Origin of the sequence: Rhodococcus sp. NJ-530 (genome assembly GCF_003860625.1) — a bacterium.
GTDB lineage: Bacteria > Actinomycetota > Actinomycetes > Mycobacteriales > Mycobacteriaceae > Rhodococcus_F > Rhodococcus_F qingshengii.
On the sequence record NZ_CP034152.1, the window covers coordinates 4,755,207 to 4,779,303 of the forward strand.

The 24,097-nt window shown below is 63.4% G+C and carries 22 protein-coding genes; 11 read left to right on the forward strand and 11 right to left on the reverse strand.

The features are described from left to right. Positions 1-45: 45 nt before the first annotated feature. On the reverse strand, positions 46-1,887 hold the full coding sequence (locus EHW12_RS22010; protein ID WP_241199028.1) for a hypothetical protein: 1,842 nt from the start codon (positions 1,885-1,887) through the stop codon (positions 46-48). 232 nt (positions 1,888-2,119) lie between these two features. On the opposite strand from EHW12_RS22010, the gene EHW12_RS22015 reads away from it, so the two are divergent. Next, entirely contained in the window at positions 2,120-3,142 is a 1,023-nt protein-coding gene (locus EHW12_RS22015) for a M23 family metallopeptidase (protein ID WP_030534879.1), read from the forward strand. Between the two features lie 78 nt (positions 3,143-3,220). Here the strand turns inward: EHW12_RS22015 and pcrA are convergent, their stop codons facing one another. Continuing rightward, on the reverse strand, positions 3,221-5,713 hold the full coding sequence (gene pcrA / locus EHW12_RS22020) for a DNA helicase PcrA (protein ID WP_003946394.1): 2,493 nt from the start codon (positions 5,711-5,713) through the stop codon (positions 3,221-3,223). Between the two features lie 316 nt (positions 5,714-6,029). On the opposite strand from pcrA, the gene EHW12_RS22025 reads away from it, so the two are divergent. Further along, a complete protein-coding gene (locus tag EHW12_RS22025; RefSeq protein ID WP_003946362.1) occupies positions 6,030-6,356 on the forward strand; it encodes a chorismate mutase in 327 nt (108 codons plus the stop codon). 74 nt (positions 6,357-6,430) lie between these two features. On the opposite strand, the gene EHW12_RS22030 is transcribed toward EHW12_RS22025, so the two are convergent. Next, positions 6,431-7,885 (reverse strand): NAD-dependent succinate-semialdehyde dehydrogenase, encoded by a 1,455-nt coding sequence (locus tag EHW12_RS22030; RefSeq protein WP_007727613.1) that lies wholly within the window; start codon positions 7,883-7,885, stop codon positions 6,431-6,433. Positions 7,886-7,977: 92 nt separating this feature from the next. Here EHW12_RS22030 and pgi point away from each other — a divergent pair, with 92 nt between their 5' ends. Further along, positions 7,978-9,633 carry a glucose-6-phosphate isomerase gene (gene pgi, locus EHW12_RS22035; RefSeq protein ID WP_125051764.1) on the forward strand — a complete coding sequence of 552 codons (1,656 nt, stop codon included), beginning with the start codon at positions 7,978-7,980 and terminating at the stop codon, positions 9,631-9,633. Position 9,634: 1 nt separating this feature from the next. Here the strand turns inward: pgi and EHW12_RS22040 are convergent, their stop codons facing one another. Further along, positions 9,635-10,447: an FAD:protein FMN transferase gene (locus EHW12_RS22040; RefSeq protein WP_007727618.1), complete on the reverse strand. Its 813-nt coding sequence runs from the start codon at positions 10,445-10,447 to the stop codon at positions 9,635-9,637. Positions 10,448-10,657: 210 nt separating this feature from the next. Between EHW12_RS22040 and EHW12_RS34730 the strand changes: the two genes are divergently transcribed. Together EHW12_RS34730 and EHW12_RS22045 are read left to right on the forward strand one after the other, a co-directional pair. Next, positions 10,658-10,816 (forward strand): hypothetical protein, encoded by a 159-nt coding sequence (locus tag EHW12_RS34730; protein ID WP_155277906.1) that lies wholly within the window; start codon positions 10,658-10,660, stop codon positions 10,814-10,816. A 553-nt stretch (positions 10,817-11,369) separates the two neighbouring features. Further along, positions 11,370-11,813: a helix-turn-helix transcriptional regulator gene (locus EHW12_RS22045; RefSeq protein WP_003946341.1), complete on the forward strand. Its 444-nt coding sequence runs from the start codon at positions 11,370-11,372 to the stop codon at positions 11,811-11,813. A gap of 26 nt (positions 11,814-11,839) precedes the next feature. Here the strand turns inward: EHW12_RS22045 and EHW12_RS22050 are convergent, their stop codons facing one another. Genes EHW12_RS22050 through EHW12_RS22060 form a run of 3 tightly spaced genes read right to left on the reverse strand, consistent with a single transcriptional unit; the run spans position 11,840 to position 13,941 of the window. Next, on the reverse strand, positions 11,840-12,658 hold the full coding sequence (locus EHW12_RS22050; protein ID WP_125051766.1) for an ABC transporter permease: 819 nt from the start codon (positions 12,656-12,658) through the stop codon (positions 11,840-11,842). Continuing rightward, positions 12,618-13,469, reverse strand: coding sequence for an ATP-binding cassette domain-containing protein (locus tag EHW12_RS22055; protein WP_064444233.1), 852 nt, complete (start codon positions 13,467-13,469; stop codon positions 12,618-12,620). The genes EHW12_RS22050 and EHW12_RS22055 overlap by 41 nt, the downstream gene beginning before the upstream one ends. A gap of 4 nt (positions 13,470-13,473) precedes the next feature. Beyond that, on the reverse strand, positions 13,474-13,941 hold the full coding sequence (locus EHW12_RS22060) for a MarR family transcriptional regulator (RefSeq protein WP_064443897.1): 468 nt from the start codon (positions 13,939-13,941) through the stop codon (positions 13,474-13,476). A gap of 125 nt (positions 13,942-14,066) precedes the next feature. Between EHW12_RS22060 and EHW12_RS22065 the strand changes: the two genes are divergently transcribed. After that, complete coding sequence (locus tag EHW12_RS22065) at positions 14,067-14,570, forward strand: hypothetical protein (protein WP_007727629.1); 504 nt, start codon at positions 14,067-14,069, stop codon at positions 14,568-14,570. A 3-nt stretch (positions 14,571-14,573) separates the two neighbouring features. Here EHW12_RS22065 and EHW12_RS22070 read toward each other — a convergent pair whose 3' ends face one another. Together EHW12_RS22070 and EHW12_RS22075 are read right to left on the reverse strand one after the other, a co-directional pair. Next, positions 14,574-15,896, reverse strand: a complete 1,323-nt coding sequence (locus tag EHW12_RS22070) for an NAD(P)/FAD-dependent oxidoreductase (RefSeq protein ID WP_003946361.1) — start codon at positions 15,894-15,896, stop codon at positions 14,574-14,576. Beyond that, positions 15,896-16,648, reverse strand: a complete 753-nt coding sequence (locus tag EHW12_RS22075; protein ID WP_007727631.1) for an SDR family oxidoreductase — start codon at positions 16,646-16,648, stop codon at positions 15,896-15,898. Before EHW12_RS22075 ends, EHW12_RS22070 begins: the two co-directional genes overlap by 1 nt. An 82-nt stretch (positions 16,649-16,730) precedes the next feature. Here EHW12_RS22075 and EHW12_RS22080 point away from each other — a divergent pair, with 82 nt between their 5' ends. From EHW12_RS22080 to EHW12_RS22090, 3 genes are read left to right on the forward strand one after another with little or no spacing between them, the layout of a single operon-like run. Beyond that, positions 16,731-18,140 carry an NAD(P)/FAD-dependent oxidoreductase gene (locus tag EHW12_RS22080; protein WP_030534884.1) on the forward strand — a complete coding sequence of 470 codons (1,410 nt, stop codon included), beginning with the start codon at positions 16,731-16,733 and terminating at the stop codon, positions 18,138-18,140. Between the two features lie 29 nt (positions 18,141-18,169). Then, positions 18,170-19,699: a carboxylesterase/lipase family protein gene (locus tag EHW12_RS22085; RefSeq protein WP_003946388.1), complete on the forward strand. Its 1,530-nt coding sequence runs from the start codon at positions 18,170-18,172 to the stop codon at positions 19,697-19,699. Continuing rightward, positions 19,696-21,168, forward strand: a complete 1,473-nt coding sequence (locus tag EHW12_RS22090; protein WP_064443896.1) for a carboxylesterase/lipase family protein — start codon at positions 19,696-19,698, stop codon at positions 21,166-21,168. The genes EHW12_RS22085 and EHW12_RS22090 overlap by 4 nt, the downstream gene beginning before the upstream one ends. A gap of 7 nt (positions 21,169-21,175) precedes the next feature. Here the strand turns inward: EHW12_RS22090 and EHW12_RS22095 are convergent, their stop codons facing one another. Further along, the gene (locus EHW12_RS22095; RefSeq protein WP_003946354.1) at positions 21,176-21,601 is read right to left on the reverse strand and encodes a hypothetical protein; all 426 of its coding nucleotides are present in this window, start codon (positions 21,599-21,601) and stop codon (positions 21,176-21,178) included. After that, positions 21,598-22,188, reverse strand: coding sequence for an XRE family transcriptional regulator (locus EHW12_RS22100; protein ID WP_003946400.1), 591 nt, complete (start codon positions 22,186-22,188; stop codon positions 21,598-21,600). The genes EHW12_RS22095 and EHW12_RS22100 overlap by 4 nt, the downstream gene beginning before the upstream one ends. A 166-nt stretch (positions 22,189-22,354) precedes the next feature. Here EHW12_RS22100 and EHW12_RS22105 point away from each other — a divergent pair, with 166 nt between their 5' ends. Next, positions 22,355-23,140 carry an aldolase gene (locus tag EHW12_RS22105; protein ID WP_073512722.1) on the forward strand — a complete coding sequence of 262 codons (786 nt, stop codon included), beginning with the start codon at positions 22,355-22,357 and terminating at the stop codon, positions 23,138-23,140. Positions 23,141-23,173: 33 nt separating this feature from the next. Further along, positions 23,174-24,076, forward strand: coding sequence for a dihydrodipicolinate synthase family protein (locus tag EHW12_RS22110; RefSeq protein WP_073512721.1), 903 nt, complete (start codon positions 23,174-23,176; stop codon positions 24,074-24,076). The last annotated feature ends 21 nt before the right edge of the window (positions 24,077-24,097 follow it).

The window sequence follows — 24,097 nt, forward strand, 5'->3', positions numbered from 1 at the left end:
TGAGGCACGCCTCACCGATTCGGCAAGGTGGCCACACCGAATTTGTCAAGCATCAGTCTCACTGATTCTTGCGCTCGAGAACGCTGCAACGAGAAGCAACACTATGCCCGTGGCCGCTGTGATCGCACCCACCCCCACGGTTGCGTCCGATATGCGCGATGACGTGAGCGGCCACTCACCGACGTACACCAGAGCTGCCACGGCAGATCCGATCAGCAATGCCGCGCCCCGCGACGGCCGCGCGGACGCTGCGATCACAGCGGCGATCACGACGGTGACGCCGACGAGCAGTTGACCCCAGACGTCAATTCCCCACGGCCACTCCAGAACTGAGGCCGCCGTATAGGCGTCGCCCTGATAGAGGGGAAGCGCGGTTCCGATCAGGACAGCGACGGCGCCGATCCCACCGACGATAAGCACCAGCCCTCGCGAACCGCCACCTACCGACGTGTCGACATCCTCACGCTCGGCGCTTCCCGCCAGCCAGACGAGCAGTCCCGTCGCCGCAGCGAGGAAAGCCGCGCCGCAGAGCACGAAGGCACCGGCCCCCAACCCGACGCCCGGTACGTCCGTGGCGATGACAGCCGACTGCATGACAGCGGCGACTCCCATCACGACCGTGGTCCACAACACGCCGACGGCCGGCCGCACCACCGCGGCGCGGCCCGGGGCGAACAAGCCCAGACCGGCGACCAGCAGTACAGCAGCCGCGAGCAGGACAACTCGAGACGAGAGCATGGACGGTTCGGGGATGTTCTCCGGCAACGACAGGACCGGAAGTGCCACGCCCAGGGCTGCCACTGCTGCGGTGACAACTGCGCCGATACCGGCAACGCGGTGAAGTCTGTTCACCCGCGCTTGCGCCGCGCGGGACTGAGCCACCATCGCCGCTTTCAGCGCACCCTTTGTCGTCTTCGCGGGTGCGCGAACCACACTTTCAGCGGGAATCGCATCTTTTTCACGCCTGGAAGCGAGGTAGGGAGCTGAAACGCCGATCACGGCGATGACCACGGCGGCCAGTGCCCCGACCACCGATCCCGAACCGGCGCCGATCCGATCGCCGGCCGCGAACCCAGCCATCACCCTGGTTCCACTGACTGCGAGTGCGCCGAGACCGACACCGATCAGGGCGCCGCAGCCCACCGATAGCGAGATGGACGTCAATGCCGCCGCGACCGCAACGAGTACCGCGACGCCGACCAATCCCGTACCGACGGCGGTGGCCGCCGCCGAGTCGACGAGCGGTTTGACCAGAAAGATCGGATCCTGCGAACTGAAGGAAGGACCGAACAGGGAGAGCACGAACACCACCGCGGCCAGAATCAGCAGCGCTGTCGGCCACCCACCGATCCGCCCGCCAACCGATCGCCCGTCGAATTCCGCGGCGCGAGCGCTGCCGTATCCGTCCCGCTCCGATTCACGATGGACGACCATGAAGCCGAGGACACCGGACACCACAAGAAGTCCGTGGCCCGCGAGCGCGAGATAAGCGCCCGGACCCGCATCGATCGAACCCGCCGAAATCGGACGGAAAAGGTCCAAGCGGTTTGCATCGATTGCGTCGACGAACAACTGAACGTCGAGGATCGCCGCGCCGAGGGACACCGCGCCGATACCTGCCAGGAGTCCACCTGCGAAGGCGGGCCTGCGCCCCGAGGTGAGCACCGCAACCAGCGGCACGACGATCGTGCAGACGGCAGCGAAGAGAGCGGCGGAAGCAAGAGCCCCCGTCGTGTCGACCCCGCGGCCACTCCCGACTCCGACGACGGGACTGGCTGCCACTCCGACGGCACCGAGCAGTCCGATTACCGCCGCGAGTGGCGCCCCGGACTTCACTCCGGGGTCGTCGAAACGCGCCTGCGACGTAGTTCCAGGTGTTGTGGACACTCGATCGACGGTAGTGCCTGAATGGACCGGTGATCCGGTTGTGACACGCGTGATCACGAAACGAGATGATTCGTCCGTTTTGCCCGGATCGACATATTCCCAGGTCAAGCTGTGAGGCACGTCACATAATCGGACAGGTTTCCGCTACGGCTTGCGCCCATCGCAATCATTTCGTTACCGTCAGTCGGTCTAAGTCACGGGCTGATCACGAACTCGAGGAGAGAACCGGCATATGCATCACCGCAGCCAGTTCACCGCTAGTAGGTTCTCGAACTCAGCTCCAGACGAGGTCACGACCACTTATCCAACGCACTCGGCCAGGCGTTACACCGAGACCAAAAGTTCTGAGATCTCTACCGATATGTTCACTCGAAATTCATCCTCCACGTCGTCAGATTCCGACTCTCACGAGTTCGTCGAGTCCGACGTGATCAGCACCCCCACTTACGCCTCCTCCGCACCGACAGTCGATGTCGAATCTCCGGTTCGCCGCAGCGGTGCTCACCGACTCCCCACCCCTCCCTCCGCTCTCAAGGGCCGCGCCGCCGTTCTGGCAGTTGCAGCCGGCGCGGTTGTCGCCGCGGGCCAGGCAGTTGTCAACGACGGTTCCTCTTCTGCCGCCGACCACTCGGAAGTTGCACTCGCCAACGAGTCCTCCGCGATCGGTACCACCGCAGAACCGCAGGCCGCTCAGTTCGCTCCGGCCACCTCCACGGCAGCCACCACCGAGGCCGACGCTCCGCAGGTCCTCAACGTCGCAGCGCCGACCGACCTCTCCCAGTTCAGCAACCTGCTTGCCAAGGGCCAGCGTTTCAGTGACGAGCGCGCAGCACGCGAAGCCGCTGCCCGTCGCCCGCTGTTCGTGCTGCCGGCAGTGGGCACGTTCACGTCCAACTTCGGCACCCGCTGGGGCACCCTGCACGCCGGCGTCGACATCGCCGCCCCGATCGGGACGCCCATCGTCGCCGTCGCCGACGGCAAGGTCATCGATTCAGGTCCGGCTTCCGGGTTCGGCATGTGGGTACGCCTACAGCACGCAGACGGAACGATCACCGTCTACGGCCACATCGACACGTCCACCGTCACGGTCGGTCAGCAGGTCATGGCCGGCGACCAGATCGCCACTGTCGGCAACCGCGGCTTCTCCACCGGCCCGCACCTTCACTTCGAGGTTCATCTCGCCGGCGAGAACAAGATCGATCCCCTCCCCTGGCTCGCCTCACGCGGCATCAGCCTCGGCGTCGAGCAGGACTGATCGCAAGCCCAACGCTTCTCATGAAAAACTTCCGGCCCGCACCTTTCCAGGTACGGGCCGGAAGTTTTTGCCTGTCTTCTACAGCTTGACCATCGGCACACCGCCGATGAGCATCAACCGCACCTTGCCCGCGCTACCGAAGTCGATGGTGACCGTCGCGGTGGGGCCAGTGCCCTTGGTTTCCAACACGGTGCCCAGACCGTACTTGTCGTGACTGACGCGGTCACCCGTGGCGAGGACCAGAACGTTGTTGCGGCCACGCGCGGCACCGAAACTGGGAGTCGACGCGGCCTTGCCGGACCCTCCCCCGTAGTTCTGCCCGCCGCCGTATCCCTGGCCGCCCTGGCTGCCGTAGCGGCTTCCGCTGCCGTAACCCGGCCTGCCGCTTCCGAATCCGCCACCGGTGCCCGGATCCTCACGACGCCAGTTGATCAGGTCCTCCGGGATCTCCTGGATGAACCGCGACGCCGGGTTCTGGATCGGTTGCCCCCACGCCGAACGCATGATCGCGCGCGTCAGGTACAGGCGCTGCCTGGCACGGGTGATGCCGACGTAAGCAAGTCGACGCTCTTCGGACAGCTCCGCCGGATCGCCGAGGGCGCGCATGTGCGGGAACTGCCCGTCCTCCCAACCGGTGACGAAGACGACCGGGAACTCGAGGCCCTTGGCGGTGTGAAGCGTCATCATGGTCACGACGCCGTCGTCGGAGTCCGGCAGTTGATCGGCGTCGGCGACAAGCGATACCCGTTCGAGGAAGGCGGCAAGCGAACCCGGATCGGGTTCACCTTCACGCATTGCTGCGGTTTCCTCGTCGTCCGGATCGATCAGCCCGGCCGCGTTTCGCGCGTCGGAACTGAATTCCCTTGCCACGCTGACGAGTTCGTTCAAGTTGTCGAGTCGCGCGCCATCCTGCGGATCGCTGCTCGCCGCAAGCTCGGCGCGGTAGCCGGTGCGCTCGAGCACCGCCTCGGCAACCTCACCGATGTCACCGAGCTCGAACGGTTCGTCCTCGTCGGCGGCCGCTGTCGGTAGCAGGGCCCGCAGCCCGTCCATCATCTCGAGGAACGACGCGATGGCCTTCTGTGACCGCGTATTGAGCAGCGCCACTTTGCCTTCCGCGCCGTCACGGAGAGCGGCGGCGAAGCTGATGTTGCGATGCTCGGAGTGCACGGCGACGCAGGCTTCGGCTCGATCACCGATACCGCGTCGGGGCGTGTTGAGAATGCGTCGCAGGCTCACGGTGTCGTCCTCGTTGGCGAGGACGCGCAGATACGCGACGATGTCCCGAACTTCCTTGCGCTCGTAGAAGCGAACGCCGCCGACCACCTTGTACGGCACTCCGAGTCGAATGAAGATCTCCTCGAGCGCGCGCGAGGAGTTGTTGGTCCGGTAGAACACCGCGATGTCGGCGAACTTGGTCTCGCCCTGGTCCACCAGCCGATCGATCTCCGAGGCGACAAACGATGCTTCGTCGTGCTCGTTGTCTGCAACGTAGCCGACGATCAGTTCGCCTTCACCCGAATCGGTCCACAGACGCTTTTCTCGTCGACCGGTGTTCTTGGAAATCACGGAGTTGGCCGCAGACAGAATGTTCTGCGTCGAACGGTAGTTCTGTTCGAGAAGGATGGTCCGAGCATCCGGGTAGTCGCGTTCGAACTCTTCGATGTTGCGGATAGTGGCTCCGCGGAATGCGTAGATCGACTGATCGGCGTCACCGACGACGCACAGTTCGGCCGGGGCAACGGCGTGGTCGGACTCGCCGGCACCGCCGACCAGTTCACGCACAAGCATGTACTGCGCGTGGTTGGTGTCCTGGTACTCGTCGACGAGCACGTGACGGAAGCGGCGGCGGTAGTACTCGGCTATCTGTGGAAACGCCTGAAGAAGCGCGACGGTCTCACCGATGAGATCGTCGAAGTCGAGTGCGTTCGCCGCACGCAGCCGCTGTTGGTAGTGGCCGTAGACCTTGGCGATCAGTCGCGGAAGTTCGGCCGGATCCTGATCGGCTGCGACAACCGCCTCTTCCGGTCCGACGAGTTCGTTCTTCAGGTTGGAGATGTGAGTGGCGAGAAGGCGCGCGGAGAATCGTTTGGTGTCGAGCTCGAGGTCCTTCGAGATCATCGTCAGCAGTCGACGCGAATCGTCGGAATCGTAGATCGAGAAATTCGAGTTCAAACCGGGTAGGAGCGCCGCCTGTGCTCGCAGGATCCGCACGCAACTGGAGTGGAACGTCGATACCCACATGGCGTTGGCACGCGGTCCGACAAGAGCTGCCACACGCTCGCGCATCTCGGCCGCAGCCTTGTTGGTGAACGTGATGGCCAGGATCTGACCGGGGGTGACACCCCGTTCGGCCAACAGATAGGCGATGCGACGCGTCAGCACTGCAGTCTTGCCCGAGCCGGCTCCCGCGACTATCAGCAACGGCGAACCAGCATGGACCACGGCCTCGCGCTGTTGCGGGTTGAGACCCTCGAGGAGGGCGTCCGAACCCGCGTCGTGTCCCCGCGCGCCGCCCCCGTCGTGCTGGGAATGTCCGTCGTGCTCACCGAGTGCTGGGTACGTGTTCATCGCCTGTCCACGCTACCGGCGTCCACCGACACGGTCGTCAGTGCGTCCACCTGCTGGTAGAGGCACTTGGATTACCTGTGTCGAGCATGGCAAACTGGACGCTATGTTCAGCATTTCCGTTCGCGACAACAAGGCCGACCCCGTCGGCCCGCTGTGGCGTTACTTTACGTGCCCCGGACCTCGGTGCACGTGATCTGAACAGCTCACCCGCCCCTGGTCCGAATCGGATCCGGGGCATTTTCGTCAGTGTGCCTGGATCGGTAACGACCCGAGCCGAGACCACGATCCACGCAGTAGGAAGAGGAGACGAATAGCAATGAGCACCCAGGCTGCAGCCCCCCATGGAAATACTGTCGATACTGTAAAAACTGCTCCGACAGACGTCGAGATCCCCCAGAGTGAGGCGGAGATCGACGAACTACGGAAAGAAATCGACCGTCTCGACGCCGAGATCCTCGCGGCCATCAAACGCCGCTCCGAGGTCTCCCAGATCATCGGCCGTACCCGGATGGCATCGGGTGGTCCGCGTCTGGTGCACAGCCGCGAGATGAAGGTCCTCGAACGATTCAACGAGCTGGGCCAGGAAGGCCACACTCTCGCGATGCTGCTCCTGCGCCTGGGCCGCGGACGCCTGGGCCACTAGCGCACACCCAGATCACTTGCGAACGGCCACATCGGATGCCTCTGGCAGTCCCGATGTGGCCGTTCGCGTGTGTATCAGCTCTCGAGCGCGATGTACTTCGTGTTCAGGTATTCCTCGATCCCCTCGGTCCCGCCCTCGCGGCCGAATCCGGATTCCTTCACGCCACCGAACGGCGCTGCCGCGTCCGAGATCACTCCGCGGTTGACGCCGATCATTCCTGATTCCAGTGCGTCGGAAACCCGAAGCGCACGGTCGAGATCCCTCGTGAAGATGTACGCGGCCAGTCCGAACTCGGTGTCGTTGGCGGCTGCGATTCCCTCGGCTTCGGTGTCGAAGCCGGTGATCGCGGCGACGGGTCCGAACACCTCTTCTTTCAGAATCCGCGCGCTGGCCGGAACGTCTGCCAACACCGTGGCTGGATAGAAGTACCCTTCACCACCCGGCGCTTCGCCGCCCAGTCGCACCTTCGCCCCGGCATCCACCGCATCTGCAACCAACTCCGCGACCGTGTCGAGTTGGTTCTGGTTGATCAGCGGGCCGAGCTTCGTCTCCGGGTCGGTACCGGGTCCCATCGTGAAAGTCGCCATCTTCTCGGTCAGCTTGGTCGTGAACTCTTCACGCACGGCGTTGGCGACGTGGAACCGGTTGGCGGCGGTGCATGCTTCGCCTCCGTTGCGAAGCTTCGCCAGTACCGCGCCCTCGACTGCCTTGTCGACGTCCGCGTCGTCGAACACCACGAAGGGTGCGTTGCCACCCAATTCCATCGACGTGCGGAGCAATCGCTTCGCGGACTTCTCCACCAGCATCTTGCCGACGCCGGTGGACCCGGTGAAGGTGAGCTTGCGCAGTCGAGGGTCGTCGATGAGAGGGCCGGTCACTTCACCGGATTTCGATGTCGGCAACACCGAGAGGACTCCGTCGGGCAACCCGGCTTCGGCCATGAGCTGAGCAAGCAACAACATCGTCAACGGGGTCTCCGAGGCGGGCTTGACGATGATCGTGCAGCCGGCGGCCAACGCCGGGCCGATCTTGCGGGTACCCATCGCCAACGGGAAATTCCAGGGAGTGATGGCCAGACACGGTCCGACCGGCGCCTTGGTGACAAGGATCCGGCCGTTGCCCGCCGGCGCCGGCGTGTAGCGCCCGCCGATGCGAACGGCCTCCTCGCTGAACCACCGGAAGAACTCAGCCCCGTACTTCACCTCGGCGCGACTTTCGGCGAGTGCCTTGCCCATTTCGAGGGTCATCAGCAGCGCCACGTCCTCGGCTCGCTCGGTGATCTTCTCGAAGACGGCTCGCAGGATTTCACCACGCTCGCGCGCAGGTGTGCTCGCCCACTTCGACGAGACGGCGACGGCTTCGTCGAGAGCGCGCAGCGCGTCCGCGGGGCTCGCATCGGCGACATCGGTCAACGATTTCCCGGTCGCCGGATCCGCCACCGGGAAGGTCGCGTTGTTCTCCGCGGGCACGAACCGACCGCCGACGAACAACTGGGTGGGAACTGATCGAATGAATTCGAATGTGTCCATGGGTTCCATGATGCTCGTCGGAGCCGCGTCCGTCTGCCCGCGAGCGAGACTCACGCGGAAGTTTCCAGCTTGTGCCACTAAAGTCGATGATCGTGAGCACTGACATCACCGGAACCTCAGCCTGGCAGAAACTGCGCGCTCATTACGCCGACATCGAAGGCGTTCACCTGCGAGAACTCTTCCAGGACGATCCAGCCCGCGGGCGAGAGCTGACGATCGACGCCGGTGATCTTCACATCGACTACAGCAAGCATCGCGTCAGCCGCGAGACTCTCGCGCTGCTCGTCGACCTGGCCCGCGAGGCCGGCGTCGAGGCACGACGCGACGCGATGTTCGCGGGCGATCACATCAACACTTCCGAAGACCGCGCCGTACTGCACACAGCGCTGCGTCTGCCCAAGGATTCTGCTCTGACCGTCGACGGTCAAGACGTCGTCGCGGACGTTCACGAAGTTCTGGACGCGATGGGCGCTTTTGCCGATCGTGTGCGCAGCGGCGAGTGGACCGGAGCTACCGGCAAGCGCATCCGCACCATCGTCAACATCGGCATCGGCGGTTCCGACCTCGGGCCGGTGATGGTCTACCGCGCACTACGGCATTACGCCGACGCCGGAATCAGCGTCCGGTTCGTCTCCAACATCGACCCTGTCGACCTGGTCGGGCAGCTCGACGACCTCGATCCGGAGACGACGCTCTTCATCGTCGCATCCAAGACGTTCTCCACCCTCGAGACCCTCACCAACGCGACAGCGGCAAAGCGTTGGCTGTTCGCCGGTCTGGGCAGCGAAGACGTCTCGGCCGTAGCCAAGCATTTCGTCGCAGTCTCCACCCACGGTGACCGTGTGGCGGAGTTCGGCATCGACACCGCGAACATGTTCGGGTTCTGGGATTGGGTCGGCGGGCGCTACTCCGTCGACTCGGCGATCGGCTTGTCGGTCATGTGTGCCGTCGGACCGCTTCGCTTTGCGGAGTTCCTCGACGGTTTCCACCAGATCGACACGCACTTCCGAAACCAACCGCTCGAGCAGAACGCGCCGGTCCTCCTCGGCCTCATCGGGCTCTGGTATTCCAACTTCTTCGGCGCACAGTCCCGCGCAGTGCTGCCCTACTCCAACGACTTGCTGCGCTTTCCCGCCTACCTGCAGCAGCTGACCATGGAGTCCAACGGCAAATCGGTTCGCGCCGACGGCTCACCGGTGACCACGTCCACCGGTGAGATCTTCTGGGGCGAGCCCGGAACCAACGGCCAACACGCCTTCTACCAACTCCTGCATCAGGGCACCTGGCTGGTGCCTGCCGATTTCATCGGGTTCGCGGAATCCACCGACGATCTGCCTACTGCGGACGGCACGGGATCAATGCACGATCTGCTCATGAGTAACTTCTTCGCTCAGACAAAGGTTCTCGCGTTCGGGAAGACTGCCGAAGAAATCGCGTCAGAGGGCACTGCTCCGGAGCTGGTGCCACACAAGGTGATGCCAGGCAACCGACCGTCGAGCACTATCTTGGCGAAGGAGCTGACCCCCTCGGTCGTCGGTCAGCTGATCGCACTTTACGAGCACCAGGTATTTGTCGAAGGTGCTGTCTGGGGTGTCAATCCGTTCGATCAGTGGGGCGTCGAACTCGGCAAGACACAAGCCATGGAACTGGGGCCTGCGCTCTCTTCCGAAGCAACACCCGGCGACCTCGGCGACACATCCACAGATGCTCTGGTGCAGTGGTACCGCAGAGAGCGCGGACGGGCCTGACTCACGCGGCCGCCGGGCCGAACCAACTTTCCGTTGTGTACACGCGTCCGGATCGGTCGACGAGCCGAGCCCGAAGCTCTTGCTGTTCAACCCATTTGATGGCGCTTATCCCCCGGATCAACGCAGCTTCGCTCGCGGCGTACGCCCACACCGCGTCGTCAGCAATCACCGAGACCTGTGCCCATTCCGTGGAGGGCCGCTCCTGGTTCGGCTCCCAGGAGGGCAGCTCCAGCGCCCGCGCCGTCGCCATCGCGGTTCCGTTGATCAGTTCGACTTCTTCGCTGTCCGGCACCGGAATCTGCCAGCCACCAGCCGGTGCATGGCCGGCCGTGGCGATCACGTCGCCGATCCGCACAGCAACGCCGCATTGTAATTCGGCGGCGACGATCTGCGCGGCGCGATCGACGGTGTCGGCCTTGGCAACTCCGGTGATGTCGAACGACGCACCCCAGGGCGCGTACACCACGTCTCCGTCGAGCTGTACGTCCTCGAACGTCGGGGTCGGGTGCACCGGAGGGATGGATTCGTCCTCGGAGTAGTTGTCGGCAAGCGGATTGACTGCACCGCCGGTCATACGGGCAGCCCACAGCGCAGACCGCAGCAGAGCCGACATACGTCGTGTCACTTTGACCGGAGTTCCCTGAGCGAGGTTGACGGCGTGAATCTCGGCGTCTCCCCGGCGAAGGTCGCAGACCGCTTCGGTTTCGTCGATGGCAGCTGCGATCAACGCGTGCGCAGTAGGCAGCGCAGCGCCCTCGGTGACGTCCACCTCCACGGCGGAATCCCACATCGCCCACTTCTCGACACTGACCATGTCAGTCCTGCCCTTCGAACACACTGTGTTGTAACCAGTATGCGCCGGTCAGCAACCCCCGTGCCATAAAGCGCTTCCGAGGCCGAGGCACACATGCCGCAGGTTGAAGCAGCGCACGGCGGGACTGGATGGTAGATCTGTGCGACAGAATTGCCGCCCGGACTGTCGCCCTCCGTGTGCAAGACGTGTAATCCTCCACATGGTTCTGACATGCACCTGACTGCGACGACGTCGACTACTACTGGCGCAGCGGGCAATTCCGATCCGAAAGACGCAGAGTCGACGCTCGACATGTCTGGCCGGCCGGCTGCGCTTCGAGCCCGGTCCGCCGCAGCAACACGCCCGGGCGGCGCTGATGTCACCGCATGAACCTTATGTCACCGCATGAAAAAGTGGGGACCGACGAGAAGCACTGTGTTCCAACGTCGATGACATACCAATCGGCCGCTTTCAATGCGCGTCACTTTCGCAGGTGGACACACCTGAGCGCTCACTCTCGAGTGCAGCAAAACACGGGCCCACCACTGCGCGCGAGCGTCGAGCAGAGCACCGAGAAGAAGTCCCGAACACGCGGCGCGCCAACCGCCGGCACGACGACGCCCGGTGCCCGGCGGCAGCGCTTCGCACGTTACAGACCGAGCAGGAATGCATCGACACAAAATGGATAGGACCGGCTGAAAGAACCTGCAGCACAATGGCGTAACCACCACCGTTCGGCTTATACGCTACCGCCGTACACCTTGGCAAAACGAACGGTCAGTACGCGGCGAAAATCACATACTTTACAAAGTCTTTGGAATTTTTCTGCGCCAAATATCCGCAGGTGAAAGGACTTTCGACCAGAGTCCAGAATAACCGTGTCGTCTACTATGTGAAAACTGCGAAGTAGCTGTGACGCTGGGTCACGCTCGAGGGAGGAATTGTGACCGATTCATTCAAGGACCGTTTGAACGCCTTGTACCCGGCCACAGCACCGAGACTCACCAACGCACAAGTTGTGGAAGCCCTTTCGCAACGTGGATGCAAGATTTCGACACCGTACCTCTCGCAACTCCGGAGCGGTGTGCGCACGAATCCATCGGAGCAAGTCGTTTTGGCATTGGCCGATTACTTCGGCGTGGCAGCAGAGTACTTCTTCGGCCCGACACCTCGCCAAGATCCCGAACTGATTCCGGAAGAAGACCGTTCGGTTGTCGAGGAGTTCCACGACAGCGAATTACGTTCTCTGGCCATAAAAGCGGTCGATCTCTCCCCTGAATCGCAGGACTTGCTCTCATCGATTGCGGAGAAACTTCGCTCGTCCGAAGGACTCCCGGCCGTCCCTCCGGATTGCAGCACCTACACCCCACCGTTCACTCGCGACTAGTCCGGAGCGAAGATCAGCGAGTCAGATCAGCGAGTCAAGCGGCCCAATAGTGCCGAAGCGGTGATGATTCCGAGCAGCGCGGCCCCGATCAGCACGCCGAAGTCGACGAGGTAGTCGGTCGGCATTCCGATCAGCAGACCGCGCAGCGCTGACACCTCGTAGCTCAGCGGATTGATGCGACTGAGCCACTGAACCCACGTCGGCATGAGTTCGACCGGGTACAGAGCGTTGGACGCGAAGAACAACGGCATGGTGATCGCCTGGCCGATGCCCATCAATCGATCTCGTTTGAGTACGATCCCCGCGATCGCAACCGACAGACAGGCGAAGAACGCCGAGCCGAGGACAACGACAGCCACGACGCCGAGCAGCTTGATCGGGTTCCACGTCATGCTCACGCCCAGCAGCGCCGCTACAACGACTACGACCACGGCCTGGGCGACCGCACGGATACCGGCTGCAAATGCCTTTCCGGTGACCAGCGCGGCTCGTGGCGTCGGCGTCACCATGAGTTTGGTGAGGACTCCCGCGTCACGCTCCCAGATGATCTGGATTCCGTAGAAGATCGCAACAAAAAGCGCGGACTGCGCAATGATGCCCGGCGCGAGAAAGTCGAGATACGGTACGTCGCCAGTCGGGATCGCTCGGATATGACTGAACGTCTGACCGAAGATCACCAACCAGAGGATCGGCTGGATTGCGCGCGTGACCAATTCAGATCGGTCGTGCCGCAACTTCTGAACTTCCACGAGGCAGAATGTGTGAATTCTCGAGAGCAATCGAGCAAGACTGTTGGTAGTGGGATCAGCCCAAGCGGCGCGCTGTGCGACGGGCACTGCGGACATCGTGGAGACCTCCTGACTTGCCGCCGGTGAGGTCGTCGCCGGTGTAGTGACGGAACACGTCTTCGAGAGTGGCCTCCGGCCCCAGTTCGGCGGCCAACGCGCTCGGCTCGCCCACTGCACGAAGTTCACCGTGATGCATCAACGCAACACGATCACACAACTCCTCCGCTTCTTCCATGTAGTGCGTCGTGAGCAGCACAGTCATGCCGTACTGCTTCTGCATCTCCGCCACTCGCTGCCAGACGGATTCGCGGGCAATGGGATCCAGCCCCACCGTCGGTTCGTCGAGCACCAGCAACGACGGTCGGTTCACCAGCGCCTGCGCAAGTTCGAGACGTCGCACCATACCGCCGGAGAAGCTCGACGCCAGACGATCACCTGAATCGAGTAGGTCCACCATCTCGAGCGCCTGGTCGACGCGCTCGCGTCGTTCGGACCGCGGAACGTCGTACAGTCGCGCGAACCAGGTCACGTTCTCGCGTGCGGTCAATGCGCTTTCGATCGAGAGCTGTTGTGGCACGTACCCGAGGTAGCGCCGAATGGTCATCGCTTCGGTACGAACTGAGCGACCGAGAATCCGAATGTCACCGTCTTGCAGAGGAAGTAACGTGTTGAGCAACCTGATCGTCGTAGTCTTTCCTGCGCCGTTGGGACCGAGCAGGCCGAAACACTCCCCCGCATTGATGACCAGACTCAGGTTGTCCACCGCGCGGTGGTCGCCGAACTTGTATGTAACCGAGTCGATCTCGACCGCGTGTGCGCCGGGGTCGGGTGAACCTGCCGCTCGGCTCTTCCACCACTGTGTCAGCATCTCACTACCCGTCACCTTCTGATCCGGCTGCTGCCAGAGCGCTCGCCAATCGCGACAGGGCTGGTAGCGCAGCCTCGATCCTCGCCCTGTCTTCTCCGGTCAGACTCGACAATGCCTGACCGACAATCACGCTCCGGCGATCACGCCACACCTCGACGCGGGCGCGCGCCTCGTCCGCGAGCACCAATCGCGCGACGCGGCGGTCGGCCTCGTCGGCAACGCGTTCGATCACTCCCTCGTCGACGAGCTGCCGCACCAAGGTGGACACCGTGTTTGCCGCGACACCCAATCGCCCGGCAGCCTCGGCCACCGACAGACCCGGGTTGCGTCGTAGCAGCCTGACGAGTTCGATCTGGGCGCCGGCGAGCGGTCGTTCCGCAAACGGCCGCCCCGACGCCTTCCTCGTGCCCCGGCGCAATTGTCCGAGCGTCTCCAGGACGTCATCCGCAAGATTTGCTCCGCTTCCATCCACAACCTCACAATAGCTCTGTAACAGAGCTATTGTCGAGGAATCCGGACGCCCGGCGTTTTCAGCTCGTCCGCAACGGGTATCCCCGATTGCTTGTCCCGAGCACTCCCGCCCAGAACGGAGACGTCATGCGCAGACAGTGGTTGTTCGCGACAGTTGCGAGTACCGCCCTGATCCTCACCGGTTGCTCGCCCGACGCCCTCGATTCCGGGGACAGCGCAGACAACGTCACTGCCATTTCGACGTCGCTGTCGCCACCCGCCGCCGCTGATGCACCCCTGCTGAAGACCGCCGACTCCCCACTCGGGACGATCGCCGTCGACGGCGAAGGCATGACCGTCTACGTCTACAACCCGGACGAGGAGAACTCACAAGCCGGGTCGTGCGACGAAGCGTGCCTGCGTTACTGGCCGGCGGTCACCTCGGTCACGGATTCGCCGATCGTCGAAGGAATCGACGCTGTCATCGGTACCATCGACGGGCCGGAAGGATCTTTCCAGATCACCGTCAACGGCAAGCCCGTCTATCGGTACCTCGACGACAAGGTTCCCGGCGACATGCTCGGACAGAGCGTCGGCAGCCTGTGGTGGATGATCGACACCGCCGGAAACCCCGTGTTCAAGACCGAGTAACCCTCAGTTGTACGGCTGCCGAGCGGTTTCGGGGTCGCCGTACGTGATTGCCCGTTCCCGACGCGTCTTCGACGCCAGGGTTGCGCCCCAGTTCAGCACCGTGCTGGCGCGATTGCGGAACCCCGCGAGGAACGCGATGTGGATGATTCCCCATGACACCCATCCGATGAACCCGGACAACTGGACCGGCCCTGCCTGAAGCAACGCGTGGCGTCGCGAAATGTAGGCCGCGGTTCCAAGATCGCGGTACTTGAACGGTTTTCGGCTGGGCACTCCGTTTTCCACGGTTGCAGCGATCCGGGCACCGGCGTGCCGACCACCCTGCATCGCGACCTCGGCCACCCCGGCAAGTTTGTCCCGCGACATGAGGTCGCCCACCACGTAGACGTTCGGGTGGCCGGGAACGGTCAGATCGGCTTCCACCTCGATGCGGCCACCGCCGACCTGCTTCACACCCAGCGCCGTGGCCAGTGCCTCGGCGAACGGCACTGCTTCGACGCCCGCGGTCCACAGAATCGTGCGGGTCTCGTACTGCCGCTTCTCTTTTGTCTTCTTGTCCGTCGTCTCGATGCTGGTCTCGCACACGTCGGTGACGTGCACGCCGAGGTGAGTCTCGACGCCGATCCCGTCGAGAGTACGTTTGGCGGCGGCCGAGAGCTTGCGACTGAACGAAGGGAGCACCCGATCGTCGCCGTGGAAGAGCAGTACCCTTGCCTCGTCAGGGTCGATGGACCGGAACTCGTTGGTGAGCGCGTGCATCGCCAATTCGCGGATCTGTCCGGCTAATTCGACGCCGGTGGGTCCGCCGCCCGCCACGGCGAATGTCAGCCACGGTCGACGTTCTTCCGCAGTCGGGAGCGATTCGGCCATCTCGAACGCAGCAATGAGACTGCGCCTGATCGCCAAAGCGTCGTCGAGGGTTTTCATGCCGGGCGCCCATTTGATGAACTCGTCCTGGCCGTGGTAGGACTGGCGCATTCCAGCCGCCACGATCAGGTAGTCGTACGGCAATTCGAAGGTCGACCCGTCGAAGCGACTGGCAGTCAGTATCCCGGCGTCGGCGTCCACCGACTTGGCCTCGCCCAGAACGACGTTCGTGTTCTTGTTGTCCTCGAGCAGATGTCGCAGCGGACTTGCGATCTGCCCTTCGGAGAGCAGACCCGTGGCGCACTGGTAGAGCAGGGGCTGGAAGACGTGGCTGGTCCCTCGGTCGATCAGAACCACCTCGACGTCAGCCTTCTTGAGTCGTCTCGCTGCATACAGTCCACCGAAGCCGCCACCGACGATCACTACCCGGGGCTTACCGTTCGAGATGTGGATGCTCATCAGACAAACCTCGCTGTCACGGAGTTGGGCAGGAATCGTAGGGCCGCATCTATCCCTTGCCACTTGAGGCCGGGTAGCGCCGCTCGGGTGGTTTCCTTCTCGATAGCGTCGACCATGGCACTGACGCCTTCGTCCAGACTGGCCATGAGCGCAGCGTCGTCGCCGGCGCCGGCGGACATGTCGGTCTTGATGAAGCCCGGCAGCAGCGTGGTGACCCGAATAGGTGTGCGCGCCAACTCGATACTGAGCGCCTCACCCAGCGCCGCTACTCCCGCCTTGCTCGCCGAATAGGCCGCTTTTGGCCCGGGTAGCCCCCGATCCGCGCTTATCGAGGACACGAGAACCAGGTGTCCGGAGTCCTGCGCGCGGAAGATCTCGAGCGCAGCTTCACACTGCGACAGCGCGCCGACAAAATTCGTCTGCGCTGTTGCAAGATTCGCGTGCGCTTTTCCGGTTCCGATCTTGGCGCCCTTGCCGAGCCCGGCGTTCACGATCACCCGGTCCAGGCCACCCAACTCGTCGCGCAGCTCACCGAAAACCCGGACGACGGAATCGTGTTCGGTCACATCGAGTTCGCGCACTGCGACGCTGATCGACGGGTACTGCGCCACCAGCTCCCCACGCAGCGTGTCGAGACGATCCGTCCGCCGGGCACACAACGCGAGGTCGCGACCGGCCGCGGCGAATCTCCTGGCCATCTCCTCACCCAGACCCGAACTGGCACCGGTGATCAAAATCTTCTGCCGCGTCATGGGTCCAACTGTAACCATCATCGAGTTCTCGTACCCGGCGGTAACCGAGCGAACTCGGACCGATCCGACATACCGTGGAGCAATGACCGACGAATTCGATGTCATCGTGATCGGCGGTGGACCCGCCGGCGAGAACGCCGCCGCATACGCCATCGCCGGAAGTAATCGCACCGCCGCAATCGTGGAACACGAACTGGTCGGCGGTGAATGCTCGTATTGGGCCTGTATGCCCAGCAAGGCACTACTGCGCCCGGGGCAGGTCCTCGAGGCGGCCGACGCCTTGCCCGGGATCCCGGCCGGACCGCTGGACGTCGATGCCGTTCTGAAACGGCGCGACTCGTTCACCCACAACCACGACGACTCGTCCCAGGTCGACTGGGCAACCTCCGCGGGCATCACCGTGATCAAAGGCCACGGGGTCATCGACGGCGAGCGAGCAGTGACCGTCGACGGGACCCGTAAGCTCCGTGCCCGCCGTGCCGTCGTACTCGCCACGGGAACGACCGCCACCGTCCCGAAGACACCGGGATTGCGCGAGGCACTCCCGTGGACCTCGCGCGACGCCACCAACCTGCACGAGGTTCCGTCGCGAGTGGCGGTCATCGGCGGCGGAGTGGTCGCAACTGAGTGCGCAACGTGGTTGTCGTCGTTCGGCGCTCACGTGACGTTGCTCGTGAGGGGCGATGCTCTGTTGAAATCAGCAGAACCGTTTGCCGGAACGATGGTGGCCGAAGCACTCGGTGCCCGCGGTGTGGACGTTCGACTGAGCACTGCCGTCAACTCGGTCTCACGCCCCGATGCCAAGGACACCGGCGAAGGTCACATCCACGGTGGACCCGTCAGCATCGAGACATCGTCCGGCGTGATCGAAGTCGACGAGGTCATCGTCGCGGCGGGCCGCGGGCCGACATCTGCCGATCTCGGCTTGTCCGTCATCGGCCTCGAGGACGGCAAGTACGTCACCACTGACGATCACCTCTGTGCCCAAGGTGAGTGGCTCTACGCCGTCGGCGACATCAACGGTCGTTCTCCCCTCACCCACATGGGCAAGTATCAGGCGAGAGTCTGCGGAGACGTCATCGCCGCGCGGGCCGAGAGCCGCGGACTCAGGGGACCTCGGTACACGGCGTCGGCGGACAATGGACAGGTCCCCCAGGTGGTGTTCACCTCACCCGAAATCGCCTGGGTGGGACGCACCGAGAAGAAAGCTCGCGACGACGGCTACGACGTCGAAGTCGTGGAGATCGAACTCGCAGTCGCGGGATCTTCGCTGCTGCGCGACGACTACTCGGGGCGCGCGAAGTTGGTGATCGACAAGGCCACCGACGTGATCCTCGGCGCTACCTTCGCCGGGCCCGAAGTATCCGAGCTGGTGCATGCGGCGACAATCGCGGTCGTCGGCGCCGTACCACTGGAAACTCTCTGGCATGCGGTGCCCTCGTATCCGACGGTCAGTGAAGTCTGGCTTCGATTGCTGGAGGCTCGCCGCTGACGCGCTCCCGAAGTACGTATAGTCGCGACATGGCGTCCGACATACTTGTGACCACGGCCGACGGCACCCTGCGCGGCCGCCGGGTGGGAAAACTTCGTGCCTGGCGCGGAATTCCCTACGCCCGGCCGCCGGTCGGAACACTGCGTCTGACGCGACCCCAGCCGGTCACGCCGTGGACCGGAGAACGCGACGCGACCAGGTTCGGCGACGCGTCTGTCCAACACAAGAAGGGGCTGTTGCTCGCGCCCGGGAAGTACCAGCCGAGCAGCGAGGACTGCCTGACGCTCAACGTGCTCGCCCCCGCGAACACCGGCAATACTCCGCGTCCCGTCATGGTTTTCATCCACGGTGGGGCAAACACCATCGGGACCTCGGCCACCGGCTTGTACTCGGGCGTGTCCCTCGTCGAACGCGGCGACGTCGTCTACGTCTCGATCAACTACCGACTCGGCGCTCTGGGCTACCTCGATTTCACCCCGTTCTCCACATCCGAGCGCGTATTCGACTCCAACCTCGGACTGCGCGATCAGGTCGCGGCCCTGCAGTGGGTGCAACGCAACATCGCCGCCTTCGGTGGGGATCCTGAAAAAGTCACGATTTTCGGTGAATCCGCCGGAGCCACCGCCGTCACCACCCTGATGGCGACTCCGGCCGCCAAGGGACTCTTTGCCGGCGCTATCGCCGAGAGTTCGGCTCCGGATCTGGTCTCGAGCACGCAGCGATCGCATGCCTGGGGCGCGCGTTTCGTCGAGATCCTCAATTCCGGCCTACCACCCGCGAAGGCCCTGACCTCGGCGACAGCCGTCGAATTGGGCAGAGCCGGAAGCAGACTGGGCGCCGAGGTACTCGCGAACACACCTGGACTACATCCCTTCGGACCGGTCGTCGACGGCGACTTCCTGCCGCGCTCCCCCTTGGACGCATTCAAAGAAGGATCGGCACACCAGGTGCCGATGATCATCGGCACCAACAGACGGGAGGGGACGCTGTTCCCGAAGGTGCTCGACGCACTTCCGACCAACCCGTCGCGCATCGACACCATGTTTGCCCTCACCGATCCCGAGGCCGGGAAGCGCATCCTCGCAACCTATCCCGGCTACCCGGACGAGCAGTCCGCGATCGACGTCGGCGGAGACGTCACGTTCTGGCACCCGTCCGTGGAGTTGATGCAAGCGCACGCACAATCAGCGCCGACATACGCCTACCGATTCGACTTCGCGCCGACGATGATGCGCTGGCTCGGCCTCGACGCCACACACGGATTCGAGATGTTTGCAGTCTTCGGCATCGGTGACACCCTTGTCGGGCGCGGCCTCACCCTTCCCGGCGGTCGACGCGGACTGCGCGCAGTCACCGAATCTGTTCAGGGACACTGGCTTCACTTCGCCGAGCACGGCTCGCCGCGCGGATCGTGGCCGCGCTACGAGGGGCAGGAGCGTCGGACCATGATCTTCGACGAGATCGTCCGCGTCGAGAACGATCCCAGACGTGAACAACGCTTGGCCTGGGCGGGATACAGCGGTTACCGTAGCCACGGCACCGACATCTCCCTACCGTGACGAGCCCCCTCGAGATCACTCTCGATTCCGGGGTCGTACGCGGGCGCCTCGATCGAGGACTGCGCACCTGGCGAGCAATCCCCTACGCAACGGCCCCGACCGGTCCTTGGAGATTTCGCGCACCGCAGCCGGTCGAGGCTTGGCATGGTGTCCGCCCGGCGGAAGCATTCGGCTCTCCGTCTCCGCAGCGCAAGAGCAACTTCGACGAGAACTCACTCTTCGTCAATGTCGTGGCCCCGCAGGTACCGTCGGATTCGTTGCGACCGGTCATGGTCTTCATTCACGGCGGCGCGTACAACGGCGGGAATCCGTCGACGCCCATGTACCGCGGAACGAGCCTGGTCGAACGTGGCGACATCGTCTACGTCTCGATCCAATATCGTCTCGGCGCGTTGGGCTACCTCGATTTCAGTGAATATTCCACTGCGGAACAATCATTCGAGACGAACCTCGGATTGCGCGATCAGATCGCCGCGCTGACGTGGGTCCAACGCAACATCGCCGCTTTCGGTGGCGACCCGAACGCCGTCACCGTCTTCGGTGAATCGTCCGGCGCCAACGCGGTCACCACTCTGATGGCAACGCCGGCGGCACGAGGGCTGTTCGCCCGGGCCATCGCTCAAAGTCCGCCGGCTGCTTCGGCATACGGAAAAGAGCGAGCGCACCGTTGGGCACGCGAGTTCCTCGAGATCGCACAGGCTCCGGATGCCGATCCGGCATCGTGGCTGCGCTCCGCTTCGGTGAAGGACCTGGTCGATGCCGGCGAAGAACTTGCGCGCCGCGGCGCGGACGAAGAACCCGGAACGCGGGCATTTGCCCCCGTGGTGGGTGACGACGTCCTTCCCGAACACCCGCTCGACGTGTTCGCCGCCGGACGCGCCCACCCCGTTCCGCTGCTCGTCGGTTCGAATCTCCACGAGGGAAGAATCTTCCCGCGCGTTCTCGACATCTTGCCTACCGACCCGGTTCGGATCGAGAAGATGTTCTCCCACACCACCCCTGAAGTGAAAGCACGTGCGCTCGCGGCGTATCCCACGTATCCGCACCGGTTTGCTGCCGCAGATCTCGGCGGCGACATCACGTTCTGGGAGCCCGCGATACTCTGCGCACAGGGTCATTGCCAGGTAGCTCCTACCTACAGTTACCGCTACGATTTTGCGCCTCGCCTGCTCAGACTCATCGGCATGGGCGCTACCCACGCCACCGAATTGCTTGCGGTCTTCGGGCGTTCGGATGCACTCACCGCGGCCTTGACAGCGGTCGGTGGGCGCCGCGGACTGACTGCGGTGACCTCCACCATGCAGCGCCACTGGATCCATTTCGCCCGCCACGGAGTCCCGGACCGGGATTGGCCCGCCTACTCCGTACCGGAGCGGCAAACAATGATCTTCGACGAGACGTCCCGAGTGGAGAACGACCCGATGGGTGAGCGTCGACGGGCTTGGATCGGCTACGAGCACAGGCGCTGAAGCCCGATCAGAAGAACTGACCTTTCACGAAACCTGCGAGTAGGACGGCAAATCCGCCCACCTCACCGAGGATCAGCAGAAACATCCCGAGGTGCAGGGGCGGACCGGCGGACTCGAACTGATTGTCGGTGTCCTTCATCGCACCGTGAGCGATGTAGCTGAATATCGCTGCGAGAAAGAAGAACACGACCACTGCGGCACTGGTCAGGTTGATCCACGTCGGCCACGCACTGAGTTCGACGAACACCGCGATCAGCAGCGTCGCAAACGAGTACATCAGGGCAGCGCGGTGTGCGATGTCGACATACGGATGGGCGAGGTGATTGTCCGAAGTGGCCATCTGTCGGTATTTCCAGATTCCCAGGCACAGGGAGAGAAGGAAGATCAGACCGGCCGCGAGAAGCGTCAGTGTCGTGTCGATCCCCAGCGTCATCTGCCCACCCCGCAGTGCGTTTCCAGCGAGTCACCGCTGGGTGATCCAGCCGAAGGCTTGTCGTAGACGACAACCAGCACCACCGCACGATCCGCCGACACCGACCGCATCCGGTGCGGCGTATTCGCGTCGAAGTACAAGCTGTCGCCGGCGTCGAGGTGCATCGTCTGCCCGGGGATTTCGAATTCTACGGATCCGGAATGCACGAACACGAACTCCTCTCCCGTGTGGTCCATGAACTTGGGACCCATCACCGAGGCCGGATGAACCACGAACGGCTGCATGGCCTTTCCGACCAGTGAGGGCGCGATCGGATCGTAGACGGAAGACTGCACGGAGTTGGCCGGGTCGATCACGCGGTCCTTCGCGCGCACGATCGTCATGGCATTTCCCTCCATACTGTCCGAGAACAGTTGCCCCACATCGGCGTCGAGCACACGCGCAATCTTGAGTGCCACCGCGATCGACGGGGTACTGATACCCCGCTCGACCTTGGAGAGATAGCTCTTCGTCAGACCGGTCTGCTCGGCCAGGCCCTCGAGCGTCAGACCGGCGCGACGCCGATGTGTTCGCAAAAACGCTGCCATTCGGTTCCCCTCACGCGACTTTGTGTCATCACCCTACCAATACATTGACCTGCGGCGATCAGCGATGCATGAATCGAGGGTTGCGCATTTCCGTCCTATATGACACTTTGTGTCTTATAGGTGACGGAATGTCATTGATTTCCGGGTCCCGAGAAAGGCACACCCCATGACCGACACGATGCATACGAGCAAGCAGGAACTCATGGCGACCGCCGAGACGAAGATGCTCACCGAAGTAACGACAGGTAGTTGGACTCTTCGACAGAAGATCGCACTGACCTGCCGGGCACTGTCGGACGCCGGCCACGATTCCGGCCTTGCCGGACAGATCTCCGCCCGCGGTGGGCAGCCAGGAACGTTTGTCACACAGCGACTCGGCCTCGGGTTCGACGAGATCACCGAGGACAACCTCCTGCTCGTCAACGAGGATCTCGAAGTCCTCGACGGGGAGGGCATGCCGAACCCCGCCAACAGGTTCCACAGTTGGATCTACCGCGCACGACCCGACGTCAACTGCATCGTCCACACACACCCACTACATGCGACGGCGCTGTCGATGCTCGAGATTCCCCTCGTCGTCTCCCAAATGGACATCGCGCCGCTCTACGACGACTGCGCATTTCTCGCCGACTGGCCCGGGGTTCCCGTGGGAAACGAGGAGGGCGAGATCATTTCGGCTGCACTCGGCGACAAGCGGGCAATTCTGCTCGCCCACCACGGCCAACTCGTCGTCGGCAACACGGTCGAAGAGGCATGCTCTCTCGGGCATCTGATCGAGCGAGCGGCCAGACTGCAGTTGCTGGCGATGGCTGCCGGAGACATCAAGCCGCTACCGCCTCGCCTGGCGAAGGAGGCACACGATTGGACACTGACTCCTCGGCGCAGCGAGGCGAACTTCGCTTACTACGCCCGTCGCGCTCTCCGCAATCATCCCGACACACTGACCAACTGACTTTTGTTTCCCACCAACAGAACTGAGAGCCTCATGAGCAGCACCATCAAGGGAATCGTCGCCTATCCCGTCACCCCGTTCGACCGGGACACCGGAGCATTCGACCCCAAGCCGCTACACACGCTCCTCGACAGCATGATCAGCAGTGGTGTCGACGCGATAGCCCCACTCGGCAGTACCGGCGAGAGCGCCTATCTCGACGATGCAGAGTGGGAGACGGTCGCTCGGGAGACTGTCGACTACGTCGACCGCCGAGTCCCCACCGTCGTCGGAGTGTCGGATCTGACGACGGCGGGAGCACTCCGCCGAGCATCGATCGCGGCAGACGCCGGAGCCGACGCAATGATGATCCTCCCCACGTCGTACTGGCATCTGGGTGAGCAGGAGATTCGTGAACACGTCACCGCGGTGGCCGATTCCGTCGACATTCCCACGATGATCTACAACAATCCGGCCACCACCGGGATCGACATGTCGCCGGAATTTCTCGTCGATCTCGTCTCCACCGTCGACGGCGTCACGATGATCAAGGAATCCACCGGCGACATCACCCGGATGAACCGCATCAACGAACTGAGCGGTGGCACGATCCCCTTCTTCAACGGCAGCAATCCTCTTGCACTGCAATCTTTCTCTGCCGGTGCAAGCGGATGGTGCACGGCAGCCCCGTGTCTGGCCCCCGAACAGGTGGTGCACTTCTGGCGTCTACTCGAATCCGGTGATCGGTCGGGTGCCGCCGCTGTGTTCGAACAGATCGAGCCGCTACTGAAGGTCCTCGTCAGTCGCGGACTGCCGTCGACGGTCAAAGCCGGGTTGGAATCTCTCGGCATCGACGCCGGCCTTCCCCGCCGGCCCCTGCTGTCCCTCGACGACAACACCAGGACAGCTTTGTCCGACGCTCTGTCGGTGGCTCGCGGTGTAATCGTCGCGTCGTGACCTGACGTGGGAGTGGGTTCC